Origin of the sequence: Roseateles sp. (assembly GCF_019237615.1) — a bacterium.
GTDB lineage: Bacteria > Pseudomonadota > Gammaproteobacteria > Burkholderiales > Burkholderiaceae_C > Pelomonas.
The window spans coordinates 1-15,547 of sequence record NZ_JAFAGT010000059.1 but is presented as its reverse complement, the minus strand read 5'-3'; the positions used below and the strand labels follow the sequence as shown (position 1 = coordinate 15,547).

The following is a 15,547-nucleotide window of genomic DNA, read 5'->3' as shown; positions in this document are numbered from 1 at the left end:
GAGCCGCCTTGGATCAGTTCACCACATGGCTCTGGCCGCAGCCGTGGCAGTACCAAGTATCTGCCCAGCGGCGCTTGTCTGCTGTGTATTCGCGCGCCATGAAGCGCCACATGCGCCACAGGGCGTAGCCCACCGCCAAGGCCCCCAGCGCGATGGGCAGCTCCGACCAGTGGACGTGCCAAGAGCCGAAGAAGCAGTGGTACAGCCCCCAGGCACCAAAGGCGTAGGCGCACACGAATCCCATCGGCGATGGCGCGCGAGGCGGAGCGCAGTGCCGCGCCAGATTGGACTGTGAAGAGCCTCGGGAGCCCCCGACATAGCCGTGGTGGCTCACCTCAGTCTGGACCGTGCCCGAGTCGTAGATGACCGGGTAGGACTGGATGTGGTGGCTGCCGCAGGAGGGGCAAGCAGGTTGTTGCATCTCAACCCTCCTGACCTTCCGTCTCGACGGTGCAGGTCAGCGCCGTCTCACCGTCCTCGACGCCGGTGGCAAGCACCCCGAGCGGCGTCACGCGGCCCCAGGCGCGGCCGTCCTTGCCGAGCTTGAGGCTGGCCGCTTTGACGAGCTGCGCTGACGTAACACCCTTGAAGAAGCTGCGGTAGACCTGCTCTCCGCCGTCGCGGGACACGGCGACCTTGCTGACCGAGAAGCCGAAGACCTTGACGGCCGTGCCGAGCTGCACCGGTACCGCGCCCTGACCACTGCGCCAGCCCGAGCTGGCCAGCCAGGCCCCGGCGGCATCGAACTTGCCGAACGGCTTGCAGCTCAGGGCTGACTCCAGCTGGGCCCGGCCACGAGCGTCGGCACCGGGCGAGGCAGGCGCTGACGCGCTGACGGCCGGGGCCGCGTTCGCCGCGCTGGCGTCGTAGCCCACGATCCACAGGTTCATCGACGGGCCGATCTGCCAGCCTGTGTCCAGGGTCAACTGCTCGATGAAGCTCTGGAAAGCGAGCTGCATGCGGTCGCCGAAGGGCTGGCGATCCGGGATCGAGATCATGGGGGGCTTGGGGCCCGTCGTGCGCACGTTGCCCGTGTGCTGGACAGCGGACTGCAGCATGAAGGCGCGCATCGATACCGCGTTGTTCACCGCGAAGCCCACCGACTTGCCCCAGCAGACTGAGAAGGTCGGCACGGCTTCGGACTGAGTCGCTGACCGCCACAGCGTGGCCACGGCCTGCCAGCAGTCCTGGCGCGACCAGTCGGTGACGGTCACCGCCACGCGCGGGAAGTGGGTCTTGGCCGTGCCGTCGAACGGGGTCTTGGCGAAGACGCCGGCCAGGGCAGTGGTGCGAATCGACGGTGGTGTCTCAGGACGAAGCGCTGACGCAGCGGGAGGCCCAGCGGTCGTGGCCGTCGCGGTTGGCGCCGAAGCGGAGGACGCGGGCGGTGTGGCCTTGGGCTGAAGGCCCAGCGCGTCACCGAGTGACACATGGACCCGGGTGCTCCCGTCAGGCTGCGCGGTGGTCGCGCAGCCGCCCAGTAGGCACGCTGCGAGGCCAACGCCGGCCCAAACAGCCGCCCTAAAAGTAGTGACTCCCATCCATACCTTCCGTTGGCCGTTTTTTGAGCTGACAGGCCGCCATGAAGCAGGCCAATCACCGGCATTGCTCTATGAAGATCACTCTTTCGGCGCTCCTCTTGTCCATCGATTCGACGGCGGGAACGTCCGAAATTGTGGTGACTATAGTCCACATGTGGACTATATCCTGTGGAGTCTCGGTCCCATAAGTCAGACCCTCGCTCCCAATGAGCAGGGGCTACGAGGTCGTGCGTCACCATCTGGCGCGAAACATCAAGGATTTGCGCGCCGAGCGGGCGACGACGCAGGAGGAACTCGCCCTGCAGGCGGAGCTTGACCGCAGCTACGTCAGCCAGATCGAGCGGGCGATTGGAAACCCGTCGCTGCAGGTACTGACCAAGCTGGCCGAGGTTCTGGAAGTGGATGTCTCGGCGCTGCTGGTCGTGCCCAAACGTGGGCGACGGGCGTGATCGGCGCCCACCCAGTGCAGATAGACATTTCGGCGCGCCGGGCGGCACGCTGAAACACTCACAGCGCCCGTGCGCGTTGGTGATCTTGTGACCAGGGCTCCCACGCCCAGATGGCGGAAGTCGAAGTCCGCTACAACAGCGCTTCGGCGCGGCTCGGAAAACAGCTGTTCGATGATTCGAACGGGTGGCGGGGATGTCGCTTGAAGCCGCCTCGACATCCTGGTTCAGGTGGGAGTAGAGAATTTCTACATCGGATTGATGCTGCGCTACCGGGCTATCTGGCGCGACGACGCCGGGGTGACCGGCCGAATGGGGCATCGCGCAGTGCCTCGGGAAGCTGCTCTATGCCGAACCCGGCGTCGGCCTGCCAGTGACTGGTGTCCGAGGTGGCTGAAGGCTCATGGATAACGTAGGTTGCCAAGGTTTGCACGGGTGTCATAACGCGAGTCTTTGGCGCAAAGTTCGCGGGCTGCGGCAGCGCGACGCAGCAGCGCGCGCCCAGCCCACGTAGCAACGAAAAAGTCCGCTGCTGGTTCAATTCTCTTTGCAGAGGGGGGGGAAGGTGAGCGTTGAACGATTTCCTATCGTCTACCTGACCGGAGCGCCGGCCACCGGCAAGTCGACGGTCTGTTCCGAGTTGTCTAAGCAGTTGCCGGAACTGCTCGTGTTCTCGTATAGCGCCGAGCTGCGCAAGTACGCTGAGCGCAGGACGGGTCAATCAATGAGCGAGGACGACATCCGGCGCCTGTCAGGCGTTGCCATCACGCCCGAGGATGTCCAAGGGCTTGACGTCGAGCTGGCCGAGCTCGCCGCACGTCGCAGGGATGCGGGTCCCATGATCATCGACTCGCACGCGGTGACGAAAGAGGTGTACGGCTTCCGCGTCACCGCATTCGATACGGCCACTCTCTCGGCGGTGAACCCCGATTGCATCGTGTGCCTGTACACCTTGCCAGAGGTCGCCTGCCAGCGCATCGCCAGCGATCCGCGCGGCAGGCCGCAGATCTCAGCTTTCGAGGCTGGCATGCACACTCAGCTTCAGTGCTCGGTGGCGGCGCAGTACGGCGTTCTGCTGGGTAAGCCGGTGTACCTGGTGGACAGCAGCGAACCCTTAGAACGCGTGGTTGCCCACGTCGCCGCCAAGGCGCGGCTGATCTAGCGAGGCGGATGCGACGTCGCACGCATCACCCGCAGATGCCGCCGCAGCTGACGGGGCGCCAGGGAAATTGTTAGATGGGGCGATGTCGCTTCTCAGCGTCCGGTTTCGTTTACAGGGGTATTGCGAGTCCGCGCTACTTCGGTCGTCTTGGGTGAAGGGAAAGAAATCAATGACTCCACGCTCGAACGCTCAGCTGGACCTCCGGCGGGCCATCAATGCGATCTCCGATGTCATCCAGAATCGTCCGCAGCCTTTGCGGGAGTTCGACCAGATCTATATGAAGGCCGGCGACATGGTGCTCCAGACGAGCCTCATCGCGCAACGCTTTGCAGGACGTCGGCTCGTGTTCATCGGTGATGGGGACGCCATCAGCGTCTGCCTTGCGTACCTCATGCACTGCAAGGTACTGGAGGAAGGGCCGGAGTCGATCCTGGTGTTGGATTTCGACGAACGAATCGTCAACGCGGTGGCCAGGTTCGCGGACCAAGCGGAGATGTCGGACCGCATCAAGTCGCGCCTGTACAACTGCATCGAGCCGTTGCCTGAGGAGCTTCTGGGCCAGTTCAACGCCTTCTACACGAACCCGCCCTGGGGTGCGAGCAACAACGGCGAGAGCGTCAAGGTCTTCGCCGAGCGCGGAATGGAGGCGTGCGGGGCCGATGCCGTCGGGGTCGTCGTGATCGCCGACGACAAACTGGTGCCATGGTCTCAACGGGTCCTCGCCGAGACGCAGCGGTTCGCGTTGGACAACGGGTTCTTCGTCCAGGAGATGCAGACGAACCTGCATGAGTACCACCTGGACGATGCACCTGACCTCAGGTCTTGCAACCTGTTCTTCCGCTCGCATCCCGACCGCGAGCTGCCGAAGAAGAGCTATGCGCTGCACGAGAAGCGGCTCGAAGACTTCTACGGGCGCGAGCAGAATTTGAGAGTCAGGTATGTCCGCGACACGAACAGAGTCGACTACGGCAAGGCTGTGCTCGGAACCTACGAACTGGAAGTGCTGGGAGAGTCGAAATGAACGATCTAAAGCAAGGTGACCCCTTCCTGTACATGAAGGTAGGTGTTCACGCCAACGAGTCCTTGAAGGACATCATCCAGCGCAAGCGGGCCGAGATCGAGGCTGCGGGCGTGTCGTTCTGGGGCTATGGCGGCAACAGCTGCCACCCCTTTACGGCAGTCCAGCCCTTCGTGAAGCAGGCGACCGCCAACAGCGGCAAGGTGATGCTGCTGATGGAGGAGATCACCTCGCATCACTACGCCGTCGGCGAAGCGAAGGAATTCAGCGCGGATGGCGGAAAAACCTACCAGCCGGTTCCGAAGGGCGTGAACGTTCTCGGGTCGCGGTTCGCGCTCGTCCTCAATTCACTGGATGACCTCGCCCTGGAAGTGCCGCTGTCAAAGACATCCGTCGGCATCGGCCGCATGGTGGGCACGAGCGGTGACCAGTACATCCGCGGCAGAGTCGACAAGGCCTGCCTCGTCTACGACCCGGCGGCTCACCCGGGGCCTACTGATCGCGTCGTGAAGTTGAGCCTGGCCGCCCAGCTTGCTGCGCCGTACGCCGTGGTACTGCGCTAACTAGAACACAGGTCAGGGCTGGTACAGCCACCCAGGTGCGGGTTTCTCGATGTGCTCCTCGATGACCATGTCGAGGAAGGCCATGAACGCGTGCTTGCCGCTGCTGTGCGTCTTGTCGTACGCGAAGGAAATCGTTTCGTCCGCCCGGGGGGAGGTCGTGACCGCAGCCCGAACGCGGGCAAGGTCATGAGCGTCTGCCAGGGCGTTGACGATCTGCTCAAGGCAATAGAACTGGCGATGCAGTGCGTTCACCTCGGGCCAGCGCGTCGCCAGGTCGGGGAGCGCCCTCAGCGCGCGCTTGTCGCCGGTGGCGACTCGCATGCCACCGCGGCTTATGGCGATGCCCAAGAGCATCAGCTCGCCCGCTTGCAGGTCCAGCCCATGCTCTAAAGCCAGCTTGCCCAAGGCTGCGATGGTCTTCATCTCTGGCTCGGTGGGCTCGATCGCCGTGATGGACTGCAAGGCCGCCAGGAGCCGAGCAGCCTCAGCGTCGTTGTGTGTCAGGCGCTGCCTCTTTTCTTCTGAGAAGAGGCCCATGAACTTCAGCATGACCGACGGCGACCCAATGTCCGCGGGGCTGTAATCGATTGCCGCGAGGCCGTCGACGTAGGCGTTCATCTGCGCGAGCTTGATGACAACGTCGTTGTCGATGAGCAGCGTCGTCATATGGGGGCGACGGCCTCCAAGAACGCGCGGGACTCCTCCATGCCACCCCGCATCGCCGGCCCCAGTTGATCCCACAGCACTCGATTGACGAGAGTGGCAGGTTTTGCGCTTTGCCCAGGCAGCTGCGCGACCGCAGCCATTGCCAGACCCCAGTCACCTGTTGAGTAGCCGAAGGACATGACGACGTGTCCTGGGTCCACGCCGAGTTCCTGGCCAATCGACGAAGCCTTGCGAGCAAGCTCGCTCGCTGAGCCCTTGGTTCCGAGACCGTCCCTGTCGACCGAGAAGTCTTCGTTGCCGGTCAGCAGACCTTGGGCGTATCGATCCGCGGCAATTTCTTCCTCGTCGTCGATCAGCTCGTCGGGGGAATTCTCCGGATCGTTCGGGTCCGCATCGACGATGACGGATGCATCCTTGAGATGCCCCAGGGCAATGTGACCAAGTTCGTGGGCCACATGGAACATGTACTGGGCCTCGGAGCCAGACTCTCGCGCCACGAGGATCACGTGCCGGTCACCTGACCGAACCGCCATCGCGGTAACTCCTTTAGTGCGCGCGGGGAACAGCTTCAGATGGAGCACTGGAATGCCAAGCGACCAGCACACCGTCAGCACATCACCAAAGCCGACGTGGGGACGGCCGGACTCGAGGACATCGCGGCGGAGGGCAACCGGGTCGGTTGGCACAGGGTATTGAGGCGTGTCGCCCATCTCGCCCACGACCACACGTCCGACCCCTTGCGCGAAAGCGACCAGAACGTCCCGACGGGGGCCGTCCGTCAGGCGCATGTGCTTGAACTTCGGTACGCCCGTGTGAAGGAAGCCAACAGGAACGCCGTCGTCCAGCAGCGTTCCTGGATCAAGGCTCAGGCGCTTGGCCAGCAGCAGCGAGACGAACGTGTTAGCCGACGAAGAGTCGTCGGCTGGGTCCCACCATTCCGGCAGCGACGCACGCACGAATTCCTGGGCAAACCCAGCATCGACCAGCCGTTGAATGATTCGGTCGGTACTCGTTTCCAAGCCCATCACCTCCTTGATGCGCGCCCCACGGCTCCAGCGACGCGAATGATCGCAGCTATCGCCCGGGCATGCTCCGGAGTTCCGTTCCAGACCTCCTCGACAGCGCCGGAGATCAGCCGCTCCACCTCAGGCCCCATCTTCAACGGACCTGCTGTCGCCGCCTTCATAGATGCATAGTTGCATAGTCTAGAAAAAGCCCTGCCATTGCGCTGTGGACAGCCCTTGAGAATCCGCGACACCGCCGACTGGCTGACGCCAGCAGCGAGAGAAAGCTCTGTTTGCGAGGAAGGCGCGGCGGCAAGGTCGCGCTTCAACTGAGTCCAAGCCAGCTTGATATCGACGTCCATGGTGCCTATACTAAACGCATAAATGCATACTAACAACGCCATGACTACCAGCGTTCAATTGCCCGAGGTCTTCTGCTGGACGAGGTTCGGCACCGAGTCAGGCGAAGCGATTGAGGACATCGTTGCCCGAAAGGAACGCGAGCGCATCGCCAATGGCGGCGTGTTCCTCTGGGGCATCGGGAATAGCGTCGGGCCCGCGGTGCGTGAGTTGGTGCGATCCACCGGCAGCCCCTACGTCGCGTTTTCTCCGATGCGGAGCAAGCCGAAGTCGATCGACGTGTCGCCCCCCAGTCTCATGACGTGGACCGGGGCGACGGCACTGAACGGGGACGAGTGGGAGATTCCTGAAGGCTCTCGCGTGGTGAGTCGAGGCGCCGGCGAAGGGCAGCGGGCCAAGACTTCACACTACGCGCTCGTCTGCCAATCGTCCGAGCCTTTGGCGCTCGATTCTGGCGCGAGCGAACTGGTGTACGAAGCGCTGGTCAACCTGCTCAGCGGAACAAAGCTGGGTCATTCGCAGGTCACGGCCGTCGTCAGGCGCGCAAGCGCAGGCGTGGCAAGCCCGACGACCTATCCGGTCGCGCTAGTGGCCAAGCTGGTCTTCCCGTACTTCGTTCGCCTGCACAGCCCGGTCCCGAACGCGAAGTTCACCGCCCGCACAACTGGCAGGCCGTCGGCCCCAGCGTCCTTGCTGGCATTGGTTTGATCCTTTCAAGAGCTGGCACGCTCGCATCGTCCAGCCCAGGTGGCTCAGGAGAAGATCCAGGCTTCAAAGACTCCGGCGACGACTCCGGCATTCCATTTGCCATCGCTATCGGGGCGCCGTCGTCATGGCGGCTTCCGCGTACTTCTTCGCGCTGCATGCAGATGCGGTCTATTGGTGGGCGCATGGTCTGGCCCCTGGAAGCGGTTGTGATGGCATGGGGCGGCTGACCCAAAGCTGCTGCAAGTTGTCGGCGTTGGTTGACGCGTCCTGATAGATGGCCGGCTTAAGCCGCGTTGTCCGACGGCACCTGGAAAATCAATACGCTGATGATCATCTCGCGGCTCACATCATTGGGTTGGTGAAACACGTAGCGGAAGCCACTTTCATGCGGCCACCCAAGCTGGCGCTTGAAGTTGGCATGGTCCTTCATCGCCGCCTGGACGCCCGTCAAGACTGTGGACATTTCAGTGCCGCGATTGAAGACAAGGATGGCGGCCTTGGTGTCACGCCAGTTCGTGTAGCCCAGCAACTGATCGACGGCTTCAACGAATTTCTTCGGACCTTTCCAGAATTTGCATTCGGCGATGAAAACGTTGCGGTCGCCCTCACGCAAGAGGATGTCCGTCTTGCCGCTGACATTGAAGGTCTCGCCCGTCGCTTTGCCCTCGAACTGCGCGTTGAGCTGCATCAAGAAGTGCTGACGCAGCGCTTCTTCGTCCATGGTGGCAAACGCGCTGGGGCTTCGTTCCATCACCAGCGTCATGTGTCCCATGACCTTTAGCGCATGCTCATACAGGGCCATCTCCAAAACTGGCTCCGGCTTGAAAGGCCCGGAGGACGCAGGCGGCAGTGTGGGCGCCACCTTCTTGCGAACGTCGGGGATTGCATAGGTCGTTGGCATGCCCGTGCTTTGCTTGACTGGGATGCCCAGTGCCGCCAGCTTGCCCTGGTTGTTCAGCAACCTCTGGCGACGGCCGTCCACGGCCGCTTGCGCGTGCTGGGCCAGGCTGTTGTTAAAGCCGCGGACATCTCCGTTGACCCACCCGATGTGCTGCTCGACCTCGCGCAGGGTCTCGTCCAGCGCGGACTTCAGATCCCGTTCGACGTCGTGCGGCGTGTCGAAGCTGATAACCAACGACTGCCTGTTGACGACCGCTTGAGGGAAGCTGCCCGTGTAGGTGCTTGACTGAGCGTAGAACAGGTCCTCGTCCCCTTTGAATGGCACGCTGACCTCGATGCGCTGGCCTGGGGCGTAGAACGGACCGACGTCGTGGCTTGCAAAGAACGCCCTGCGGGGATCGCCGCTGACGTCTACCTTTACTTCCTTCTCGCTCGCCGTCATGCCGTCGCGGTCGAGCACCAAGGGCTCAACGCGGTACTTCTCGGACAGGTACTTGACCAGATCGGCTGGCGAGGTGTTCAACAGTCGATTCGCTTCGATCCTCTCCACTTCCTGGTTGAGCGCCTCGATCCTCGCCTGGAGCAGGCTGAGGATGTGCACCGATGCGAACAGGAAGCCGCGGCTTTTGTCTCTCAACGGGAACATGCAGGACTCGCCAGCGTCGTTCAGAGGTTGATCGAGATGTTGGCCGCCGGCACCAGCGCCTGCAGGTCGACGTGTGCATCCAGGATCTGCTGGTAGAGATCGGGGTGGCGAGGGGCCTGCACCGTGATGACTAGGGCATATGGGATTTGCTCTCGGCCTGTTAGCGGCGCGCCCGAGTCGCGGGCGTTGTAGTGCACGTCGAAGACCGCGCCCTTCAAGCTGGAGCCGCGGAAGTTGTGGCTCGAATGCAGTACGGTTTCCCACTTGCCCAGGTCGGCGCGCTGCTCGGCCTCGGTGCGCCATTCGTTGGACGGAAAGAAGCTGAAGCTCTTGGCGTATTGGGACGCGGGGTCAACCTCCTTCTTGCCGGCGACCGGCTTGACCTTCGGCTTCTTCTCGGAATGCGGGCGGAAGGTGATGCCCAGGCCCGCCTTTGTATAGGCGCTTGCATCCTGCGGGTCGACAGGGCTCGCGTAGCAGAACGTGGCCGTAATGGTCACCATGCCGTTCAGGTCAATGTCTGGCAACGGAACCGGCGCCCGCAAGAACTTGCCTGAGTTGAGATCGCCCTGATAGACGATGCGCGCGACGCCGTCTTCGCAGGTGATGAGCGCCCGCAGTTCGTTCGGAACCTTGCCCCAGCCAACGGCCTCCACGTCCTCGTTGGCGTTCGGTATGCAACCGTGGATCAACAACGCCTTCGTCGCCAGCGGTCGGACCTCTTGACCTAACACCGCTCGGATGCCCACCGCCGCGCGCAGCGCCAACGGTGCCGCGAAGCTGGTGCCCAGGGTGGCGTTGAGCTGGCGACGGCGACCCGGTGCGACCACATGGAAGTACTCTCGGCCAGAGCCGCCGAAGGCGACCAAGTCGGGTTTGCGGCGTCCAGGACTGCGGCCGGGGCCCACAGCGCTGTAGGGCGCGCGCTTCCAAGTCTCTCCGGAGCGATCCACGGCCCCCACCGACAGCGCATTGACGCTGTCGGCCGGCACTTGGATCCGATTCAGGCCAGCCAGCTCGTCACCTTCACCGTTGTTGCCCACGGCTACGCTCAAGACGGTCTCGCCATTGCTCAGGATCTCGTCGATGACGGCCGTCCAAGCATGGACTTCGTGGTCTTCTACGCACAGGTCGGGGCCCATGCTGAGATTCACGTACTGATAGGAGCGAGCCAACAGGATTGCCTCGACGTGTCCGAGGGTTCGGTAAAGCTCGTACGGGTCTTCGTCGTCGGACAGCGAGTCGATGACGCGGTGGTGATCCACAGGTGCATACGGGCGGGGCGCCACCGAGTCGGGCTCAATAGGGCCGAACAGCAGCGCAGAGGTAACGCCCAGGCCGTGTGACACGTAGTCGTCCACGTCATCGGCCTTTTCATCGGCCACGAAGTACCGGCGCACGTACGGCTGCAGGAGATGCTGCTCCGGCAGGCCACCGTCCAGGATGGCGACCTTCGGCTCCATGGAGATCGGCTCAACGATAGGCAGATCGAACGGTACCGAGACAGGGTTGCTGCGCATCATCGGGCGCGCGGCGCGCAGCCTCGGCATGGGGCGGATGACGCGCACAAGCGTGAACTGAGCTAGCTCATCGAGCCCCGAGCGATCACCTTCCACCGGCACGAAGAGCATTCGGCCCGGACGAAAGCTGAAGTGTGGGTTCACAGTGAATTCGCAGGTCTGCGCATAGTTGGCGAACGCCGCGCGCACCCATTCGCTATCACCGTCGTTGGGAACGTGCAGGCCGACTTCGAACACATCGGAACCACGTTTGCGGGATGGCCGCAGGCGGCCCTTGGGCTCCAGTGGTTCGATGGTCTCGATCTGCTTGAATTCCTGGCCTTCCGCAGTTTCCTCGCTCAAGCCAGCCACGAGGCGGCGAAACGCCTTCAGGTCAGAGCGCCTGCCAGCGACGAACAGCTGCGTGGTCTCAGTCTCTGGCGGGGCACTCGCTGTCGCCAGCTTGCGCGGCTTGATCTTCATCGTGCGGCTGCCGACCGATTCGAGGTTGGCTGCACGCAGGAGGTGCCGCGGGAAGTAGCTCTTGGCCAGGTACGCCGGGTGCAGCGTCACCAGCGCCACTGCAAGATCGCCGGGGCAAGCCTTGCGTGGCAGGCTCTCGAATACATCGTTCGCGGCGTCAAGCTGCGGAAGCAGCTCCTTCTTTGCCTCGGCCAGCGTGTAAGGATGTTTCTTCTCGCCGGGCTGCGTCTTCGGTGCCTTGATCGGGTAGGTCAGCAGTTCACCCCTGCCGATGAGGTATCGGGTAGCCATTTATTTCATCCCCCTTCCGCGCCTGGGCGATGGCCCAGCGTGTCTACGAATCGTGTCGCGGGCAACGCCGGTGATGCGGCTGATCTCCTGGTGCGAGTGCTTGCCGCTCCTGGCCATCTGAAGCGCCATCTCTAGCTTCTCCGCTTTGCTCATGCCCGTAATTCCGGTTCCCACCAACCCTTGTACGAGTTCTCTGATCGGAGCCTGCTCAAGGGCGTGCGCGCGGCGAATGCTGTTTACGGCCCTTTCAACCTCGGACAGAGATTTTTCTTTCAAACCCGCGGCCAACTCGCCCACCCACGGCTCAAGTTCGGCAAGGTCCTGGCCCAGAAAGCGCCGCACCGCGATAGTGGTGGTCGCTTCATCAGGCGGACCGAAGTTCAGAACCGCGTCGAATCGACGCCAAAGCGCCGGGTCGACTAGTTCTGGATGGTTGGTCGCCGCTAGCAACAACCCTGTGTCCGGCCACTGGTCGACCTCCTGCAGGATCACGGTGACCAGACGTTTGAGCTCGCCGACGTCTGATTGGTCGCTGCGGCGCTTGGCAATCGCATCGACCTCATCGAGCAGCAGCACTGCAGAGTTGGCTTTCGCGTGGTCCAAGGCGGCGCGCAAGTTGCTGCCGGTCTTGCCAAGCAAGCTGCTCATCACGGCTGTCAAATCGAGCACCCACAGCGGCCTGCCGAGCTGATAGGCGATCCACCGGGCTGACAGTGTCTTGCCAAGGCCCGGGGCGCCGACGAGGATTGCTGAGCGCGTCGGTGGAATGCCCCGCGCAAGGAGTGCTTCACGCTGACGGCGCTCGCTCACGATGGCATCCACCTGGCGCTCCAGCACGTTAGGCAGCAGCGGCGCGGCCATCCCTTCTAGGTCGTCAAATACCTTGATCAGCGAGAGCTGCCCGTCAGACTGCGGTGCCGTAGCAAGCCCCGGCGTGTTCCGGCGAAGTGCCGAAGCACCCACGCCACGGGTCTGCGATGCCTTCAGACTATGGTCGAGCTGGCTGGCAAGCTCTGGACGGAGAACTCGATACTTGCGGATCAGCCGGGCCAGCAGCAGGCGGATGTCGTCGTACGCCTGTGAAGCCGCCAGTCTCGCCAATGTGGCGAAGTCGGATGAAATTTCGTCAATTGACGCCTTATTTTCTGTCATTTCATTGAGATTAATTGTGGCGACGTCGGCCTGTAGTTATGGCGAAGTTTATGACGAAAAATGCAGCGTCGTCAGAATTAGTTGAGCCGCCAGCGTTGCTGGAGTGTGCACGCAAAACTGTACAAATAAACAGTGTTTGGCGGGTGTCTCGATCACCGCGAGGCCATCTCTACCCTCCGGGCCATTCGCCCGGAGGGCCAAGGATGGCGCGCAGGAGACTCGAAATGCATCACTACCGAGAAGCCACGCCGCGACGACGCAAGGTCAAAACGGCTCGCAAATAGCTGCCCGGCAACTGCCTGAAATCCCGCACCAGGTGGTTGTAGCGCAGCGCGTGCGCGTCGAGCGCTTGCCTGAGCCGTCCCGGCATGTCGACCATCACCCAGGCCGCCATCTGCAGGAGCTGGTGGCGCTCCACCGCCGGCCGGATTTCGATGGGCACCCGCCCACCGCCACCCAATGCCGGTTCCGCGCCGAGCGCATCACCGAGGTACCCGCGCAATCGCAGGGCCGGCCGCTGCCGCGTCAGCAGCGTGCAGATGACATGGAGGACTTCGGCGTTGTCGACGGAGGTCAGCTTACATTCTGGTCTACCAAGCTCCATCCACAGAGCCGTTAGCCAGCTCGCGGCTTCCTCATCCAGACATGGTGGGGGCGGAGCGCAAGACTGCCTCAAATCGCACCCGCACGAGTGACAGCAGTACAGGCCGGGAAGTTCGTCGATCTCGTGTCGGCCCAGTTCGGTCCGGACGAAAGCAAGGCTTGCTTGGCAGGTCGGACAGCGGTCGAGGAGCAGGCATTGGTGCTTCAGGCACACGGTATGCAGCGCCACGCGCCAGCTCCTGCGGTAGTAGCAGGCATCGCCGTCGGCCAAGCAGGCTGGGCAGAACTGCAGCCCGTAGCCCGTCCAGCGCCGGTGGTACATCTGTAGAGCGAGCATCCACGGAAGCGTGCCGCTCGCGCGGTACTTCCGGTAGAACGTCCCTTCGTAGGCGCGCAGCGTGGTCTGCTCCGCCGCCTCTCTCGAAGTGCCCGTGCGACGGCAGAGCGTTTCCAGCAACCAGGGCGGAGCGAGCCGGTCGATGTCGCGATTCCAGACCTGGCGCCGGCTGCCGAACTCCAGGTTGCACAGGGTCTGGACCTTGAGCCCCATGCCGTGGGCCAACCGGGTCAGCCACGACGACAGCAACTCGTCTTCGCAGGGCTTGTACCGCACCGGCCACAAGGGCTCGCTGGTGTTGGGGCCGCGGCTCACAGCGGGCGACGGTACATCTTCCGTTTGGAGGGAGGAACCCAATCCAGCTTGGAAAGCCGCTTTTCGGTGATCTGCTCGTCGCCACTGCGCACGGCATCGACCGCGGCCTCCTTAACCAGATCGAAGATGTCGCCGAGCATGGACTCGCTGCGCGCGTGAATGGCCAGCATCAGCTTGGGCTGATGCAGCGATGAGGCTCGGCGCAGCGGCGTGCGCCGTTCCAGCGTCATCAGCAAGCGGCCCATGTCGGGGCCGGGTGACCAGCGCGGCATCTCGACAGGCATGAAGCGGCTGGACATCTGCGCGTCGGCGTTGAAGGCGTTGTAGGCCTCCTCGATGCCGGAGGCGACGATGCTGATCTTGGCCTCGTTGCTGAGGCTCTTGAGCGCGTTGCGGAACTCGCGCTGCCGGTTCAGGCTGCCGGCGATGAGGTGGTGGATCTCGTCGACGATCAGGACTCGCACGCTCAGTTCGCGGAACAGCAGCTTGACCTGCGAGTACTTCGCGTGGGGTGGCGCCGTCGGCTTGTACGGCGCCATGAGCGCGTCCAGGATGCGGCTGTAAAAGTCCGAGAGGTCTGGCTTCGGCGGTGCGTCGATCATCACCACCGGGCACAACGTCGCTTCTCGCTCGGGGCTGATGTCCGGCGGGTGCAGTTCCATGAACCGCTCCAGGATCGATGTCTTGCCGCTGTAGGACGGTCCCACCAGCAGGTAGCTTGGCATGCGCGTGACCTCGGGGTAGGTCAGCAGTTCCTCCAGCTTGGTCAGCGTGCTCTTGGCGTGGTCCAGGGGGAGCCACATGCCGGCGCGGATGGCCCGGATGCGGTCCGCATCCGGCAGCGCGAGTTGTTCCTGCGCCTTGGCGTTGAGATGCTCGTATTGCGCGACGGCGTCATTCATCGTCGTCAAAGGGCCTGATGTTGCTGGGGTCGTACCCAGGCAGCTTTGGCGCTGTCGTGCTTGGCGGCGGATTGCTCACGGTGGGCAGATCCTCCTTCTGGGTCTTCCGAGCCTTGGTGTGCTGCACCCTACGCTGCTGGGCCCGCCGGGCAGACTTGGTCTCGGCCGCGGCCTGCTCTTCGATCTCGCGTTGACGGTTGATCAGGGCGAACACCGCGCGTTCGTCGTAGTCGGCAACTCCAAGCTCGGCGGCCATCTTCTGGCCGGCCCGCCACTCCCAGATGCTGACAGGCGGCAGGGAGGTGTCGCGGTACGGGATGGCGAAGTACCGCTTGAGGTCTGGGTCAAAGAAGTAGAGCTGGCTGATGCGTATTTCAGCCCATCGTGGACGGCGTTTCAGGCTGATGGTGGACGGGATTTCAGCGTGATCGTGGACGGCGTTTCAGTCTGATCGTGGACGCTGTTTCAGCGTGATCGTGGACGATGGGGGTGGTGCGCAGGTGATCTTCTGACCGGCATAGGCTCGCCGCTTTTTTGCGGCCCGAGCCGATGCCAACCAACAGAGTCACCATGCGCCGTATCCGAGAGGCATTGCGCCTGCACTTGCAGGCAGGTCTGAGCTACAACGAGGTCGGCCGCGCCCTCAAGATTTCCAAGAGCGTGGTCGGCAAGTACGTGTCGTTGGCCAAGGTCGCCGGCGTGGACTGTGCCGTCGCCGACAGCCTGAGCGACGAGGCCCTGGAGGCGCTGCTGTACCGACCGGCGCTGCCCAGATCCAGCCATCAGCTCGCACCCGACTTCGGCGTCGTTCACCAGGAGCTCAAGCGCCCGGGTGTCACGCTGATGCTGCTGTGGGAGGAGTACGCCAGCGCCAACCCGCTGGCCTACAAGTACACGAGCTTCTGCATCAAGTACCGCGAGTTCGCCAAGGCCCAGCAGCGCTCCATGCGC

Annotated in this window: 17 protein-coding genes; 6 read left to right on the top strand and 11 right to left on the bottom strand. The window is 63.2% G+C overall.

Features of this window, described 5'->3' with window-relative positions:
* Positions 1–13: 13 nt before the first annotated feature.
* Positions 14–421: a hypothetical protein gene (locus JOY88_RS10935; RefSeq protein WP_293502359.1), complete on the bottom strand. Its 408-nt coding sequence runs from the start codon at positions 419–421 to the stop codon at positions 14–16.
* Between the two features lies 1 nt (position 422).
* Positions 423–1,430: a hypothetical protein gene (locus tag JOY88_RS10930; RefSeq protein ID WP_293502358.1), complete on the bottom strand. Its 1,008-nt coding sequence runs from the start codon at positions 1,428–1,430 to the stop codon at positions 423–425.
* Positions 1,431–1,747: 317 nt separating this feature from the next.
* Between JOY88_RS10930 and JOY88_RS10925 the strand changes: the two genes are divergently transcribed.
* The 4 genes from JOY88_RS10925 (at position 1,748) to JOY88_RS10910 (ending at position 4,730) form a co-directional block, all read left to right on the top strand.
* Positions 1,748–1,990, top strand: coding sequence for a helix-turn-helix domain-containing protein (locus JOY88_RS10925; protein ID WP_293502357.1), 243 nt, complete (start codon positions 1,748–1,750; stop codon positions 1,988–1,990).
* Between the two features lie 562 nt (positions 1,991–2,552).
* Positions 2,553–3,149 carry an ATP-binding protein gene (locus tag JOY88_RS10920; protein WP_293502356.1) on the top strand — a complete coding sequence of 199 codons (597 nt, stop codon included), beginning with the start codon at positions 2,553–2,555 and terminating at the stop codon, positions 3,147–3,149.
* 169 nt (positions 3,150–3,318) lie between these two features.
* Entirely contained in the window at positions 3,319–4,170 is an 852-nt protein-coding gene (locus JOY88_RS10915; protein WP_293502355.1) for a bis-aminopropyl spermidine synthase family protein, read from the top strand.
* A complete protein-coding gene (locus JOY88_RS10910) occupies positions 4,167–4,730 on the top strand; it encodes a hypothetical protein (RefSeq protein WP_293502354.1) in 564 nt (187 codons plus the stop codon). Before JOY88_RS10915 ends, JOY88_RS10910 begins: the two co-directional genes overlap by 4 nt.
* Positions 4,731–4,742: 12 nt before the next feature.
* Here the strand turns inward: JOY88_RS10910 and JOY88_RS10905 are convergent, their stop codons facing one another.
* Genes JOY88_RS10905 through JOY88_RS10895 form a run of 3 tightly spaced genes read right to left on the bottom strand, consistent with a single transcriptional unit; the run spans position 4,743 to position 6,762 of the window.
* Positions 4,743–5,396 (bottom strand): hypothetical protein, encoded by a 654-nt coding sequence (locus tag JOY88_RS10905; RefSeq protein WP_293502352.1) that lies wholly within the window; start codon positions 5,394–5,396, stop codon positions 4,743–4,745.
* Positions 5,393–6,415 carry an ImmA/IrrE family metallo-endopeptidase gene (locus JOY88_RS10900; RefSeq protein ID WP_293502350.1) on the bottom strand — a complete coding sequence of 341 codons (1,023 nt, stop codon included), beginning with the start codon at positions 6,413–6,415 and terminating at the stop codon, positions 5,393–5,395. The genes JOY88_RS10905 and JOY88_RS10900 overlap by 4 nt, the downstream gene beginning before the upstream one ends.
* Positions 6,416–6,420: 5 nt before the next feature.
* The gene (locus JOY88_RS10895) at positions 6,421–6,762 is read right to left on the bottom strand and encodes a hypothetical protein (RefSeq protein WP_293502348.1); all 342 of its coding nucleotides are present in this window, start codon (positions 6,760–6,762) and stop codon (positions 6,421–6,423) included.
* A gap of 40 nt (positions 6,763–6,802) precedes the next feature.
* Here JOY88_RS10895 and JOY88_RS10890 point away from each other — a divergent pair, with 40 nt between their 5' ends.
* On the top strand, positions 6,803–7,468 hold the full coding sequence (locus JOY88_RS10890) for a hypothetical protein (RefSeq protein ID WP_293502347.1): 666 nt from the start codon (positions 6,803–6,805) through the stop codon (positions 7,466–7,468).
* 283 nt (positions 7,469–7,751) lie between these two features.
* On the opposite strand, the gene JOY88_RS10885 is transcribed toward JOY88_RS10890, so the two are convergent.
* The 6 genes from JOY88_RS10885 to JOY88_RS10860 all read right to left on the bottom strand — a co-directional run bounded on the left by JOY88_RS10885 (position 7,752) and on the right by JOY88_RS10860 (position 14,852).
* Complete coding sequence (locus JOY88_RS10885) at positions 7,752–9,014, bottom strand: hypothetical protein (protein ID WP_293502346.1); 1,263 nt, start codon at positions 9,012–9,014, stop codon at positions 7,752–7,754.
* A gap of 20 nt (positions 9,015–9,034) precedes the next feature.
* A complete protein-coding gene (locus JOY88_RS10880; protein WP_293502345.1) occupies positions 9,035–11,287 on the bottom strand; it encodes a S8 family peptidase in 2,253 nt (750 codons plus the stop codon).
* Positions 11,288–12,439 (bottom strand): AAA family ATPase, encoded by a 1,152-nt coding sequence (locus JOY88_RS10875; RefSeq protein WP_293502343.1) that lies wholly within the window; start codon positions 12,437–12,439, stop codon positions 11,288–11,290.
* A 232-nt stretch (positions 12,440–12,671) separates the two neighbouring features.
* On the bottom strand, positions 12,672–13,694 hold the full coding sequence (locus tag JOY88_RS10870; protein ID WP_293502341.1) for a TniQ family protein: 1,023 nt from the start codon (positions 13,692–13,694) through the stop codon (positions 12,672–12,674).
* Positions 13,691–14,596, bottom strand: a complete 906-nt coding sequence (locus JOY88_RS10865; RefSeq protein WP_293502340.1) for a TniB family NTP-binding protein — start codon at positions 14,594–14,596, stop codon at positions 13,691–13,693. The genes JOY88_RS10870 and JOY88_RS10865 overlap by 4 nt, the downstream gene beginning before the upstream one ends.
* Positions 14,589–14,852, bottom strand: coding sequence for a hypothetical protein (locus JOY88_RS10860; protein WP_293502339.1), 264 nt, complete (start codon positions 14,850–14,852; stop codon positions 14,589–14,591). The genes JOY88_RS10865 and JOY88_RS10860 overlap by 8 nt, the downstream gene beginning before the upstream one ends.
* A 314-nt stretch (positions 14,853–15,166) precedes the next feature.
* Between JOY88_RS10860 and JOY88_RS10855 the strand changes: the two genes are divergently transcribed.
* The coding region (locus tag JOY88_RS10855; RefSeq protein ID WP_524539212.1) for an IS21 family transposase at positions 15,167–15,547 on the top strand (381 nt) is incomplete at its 3' end.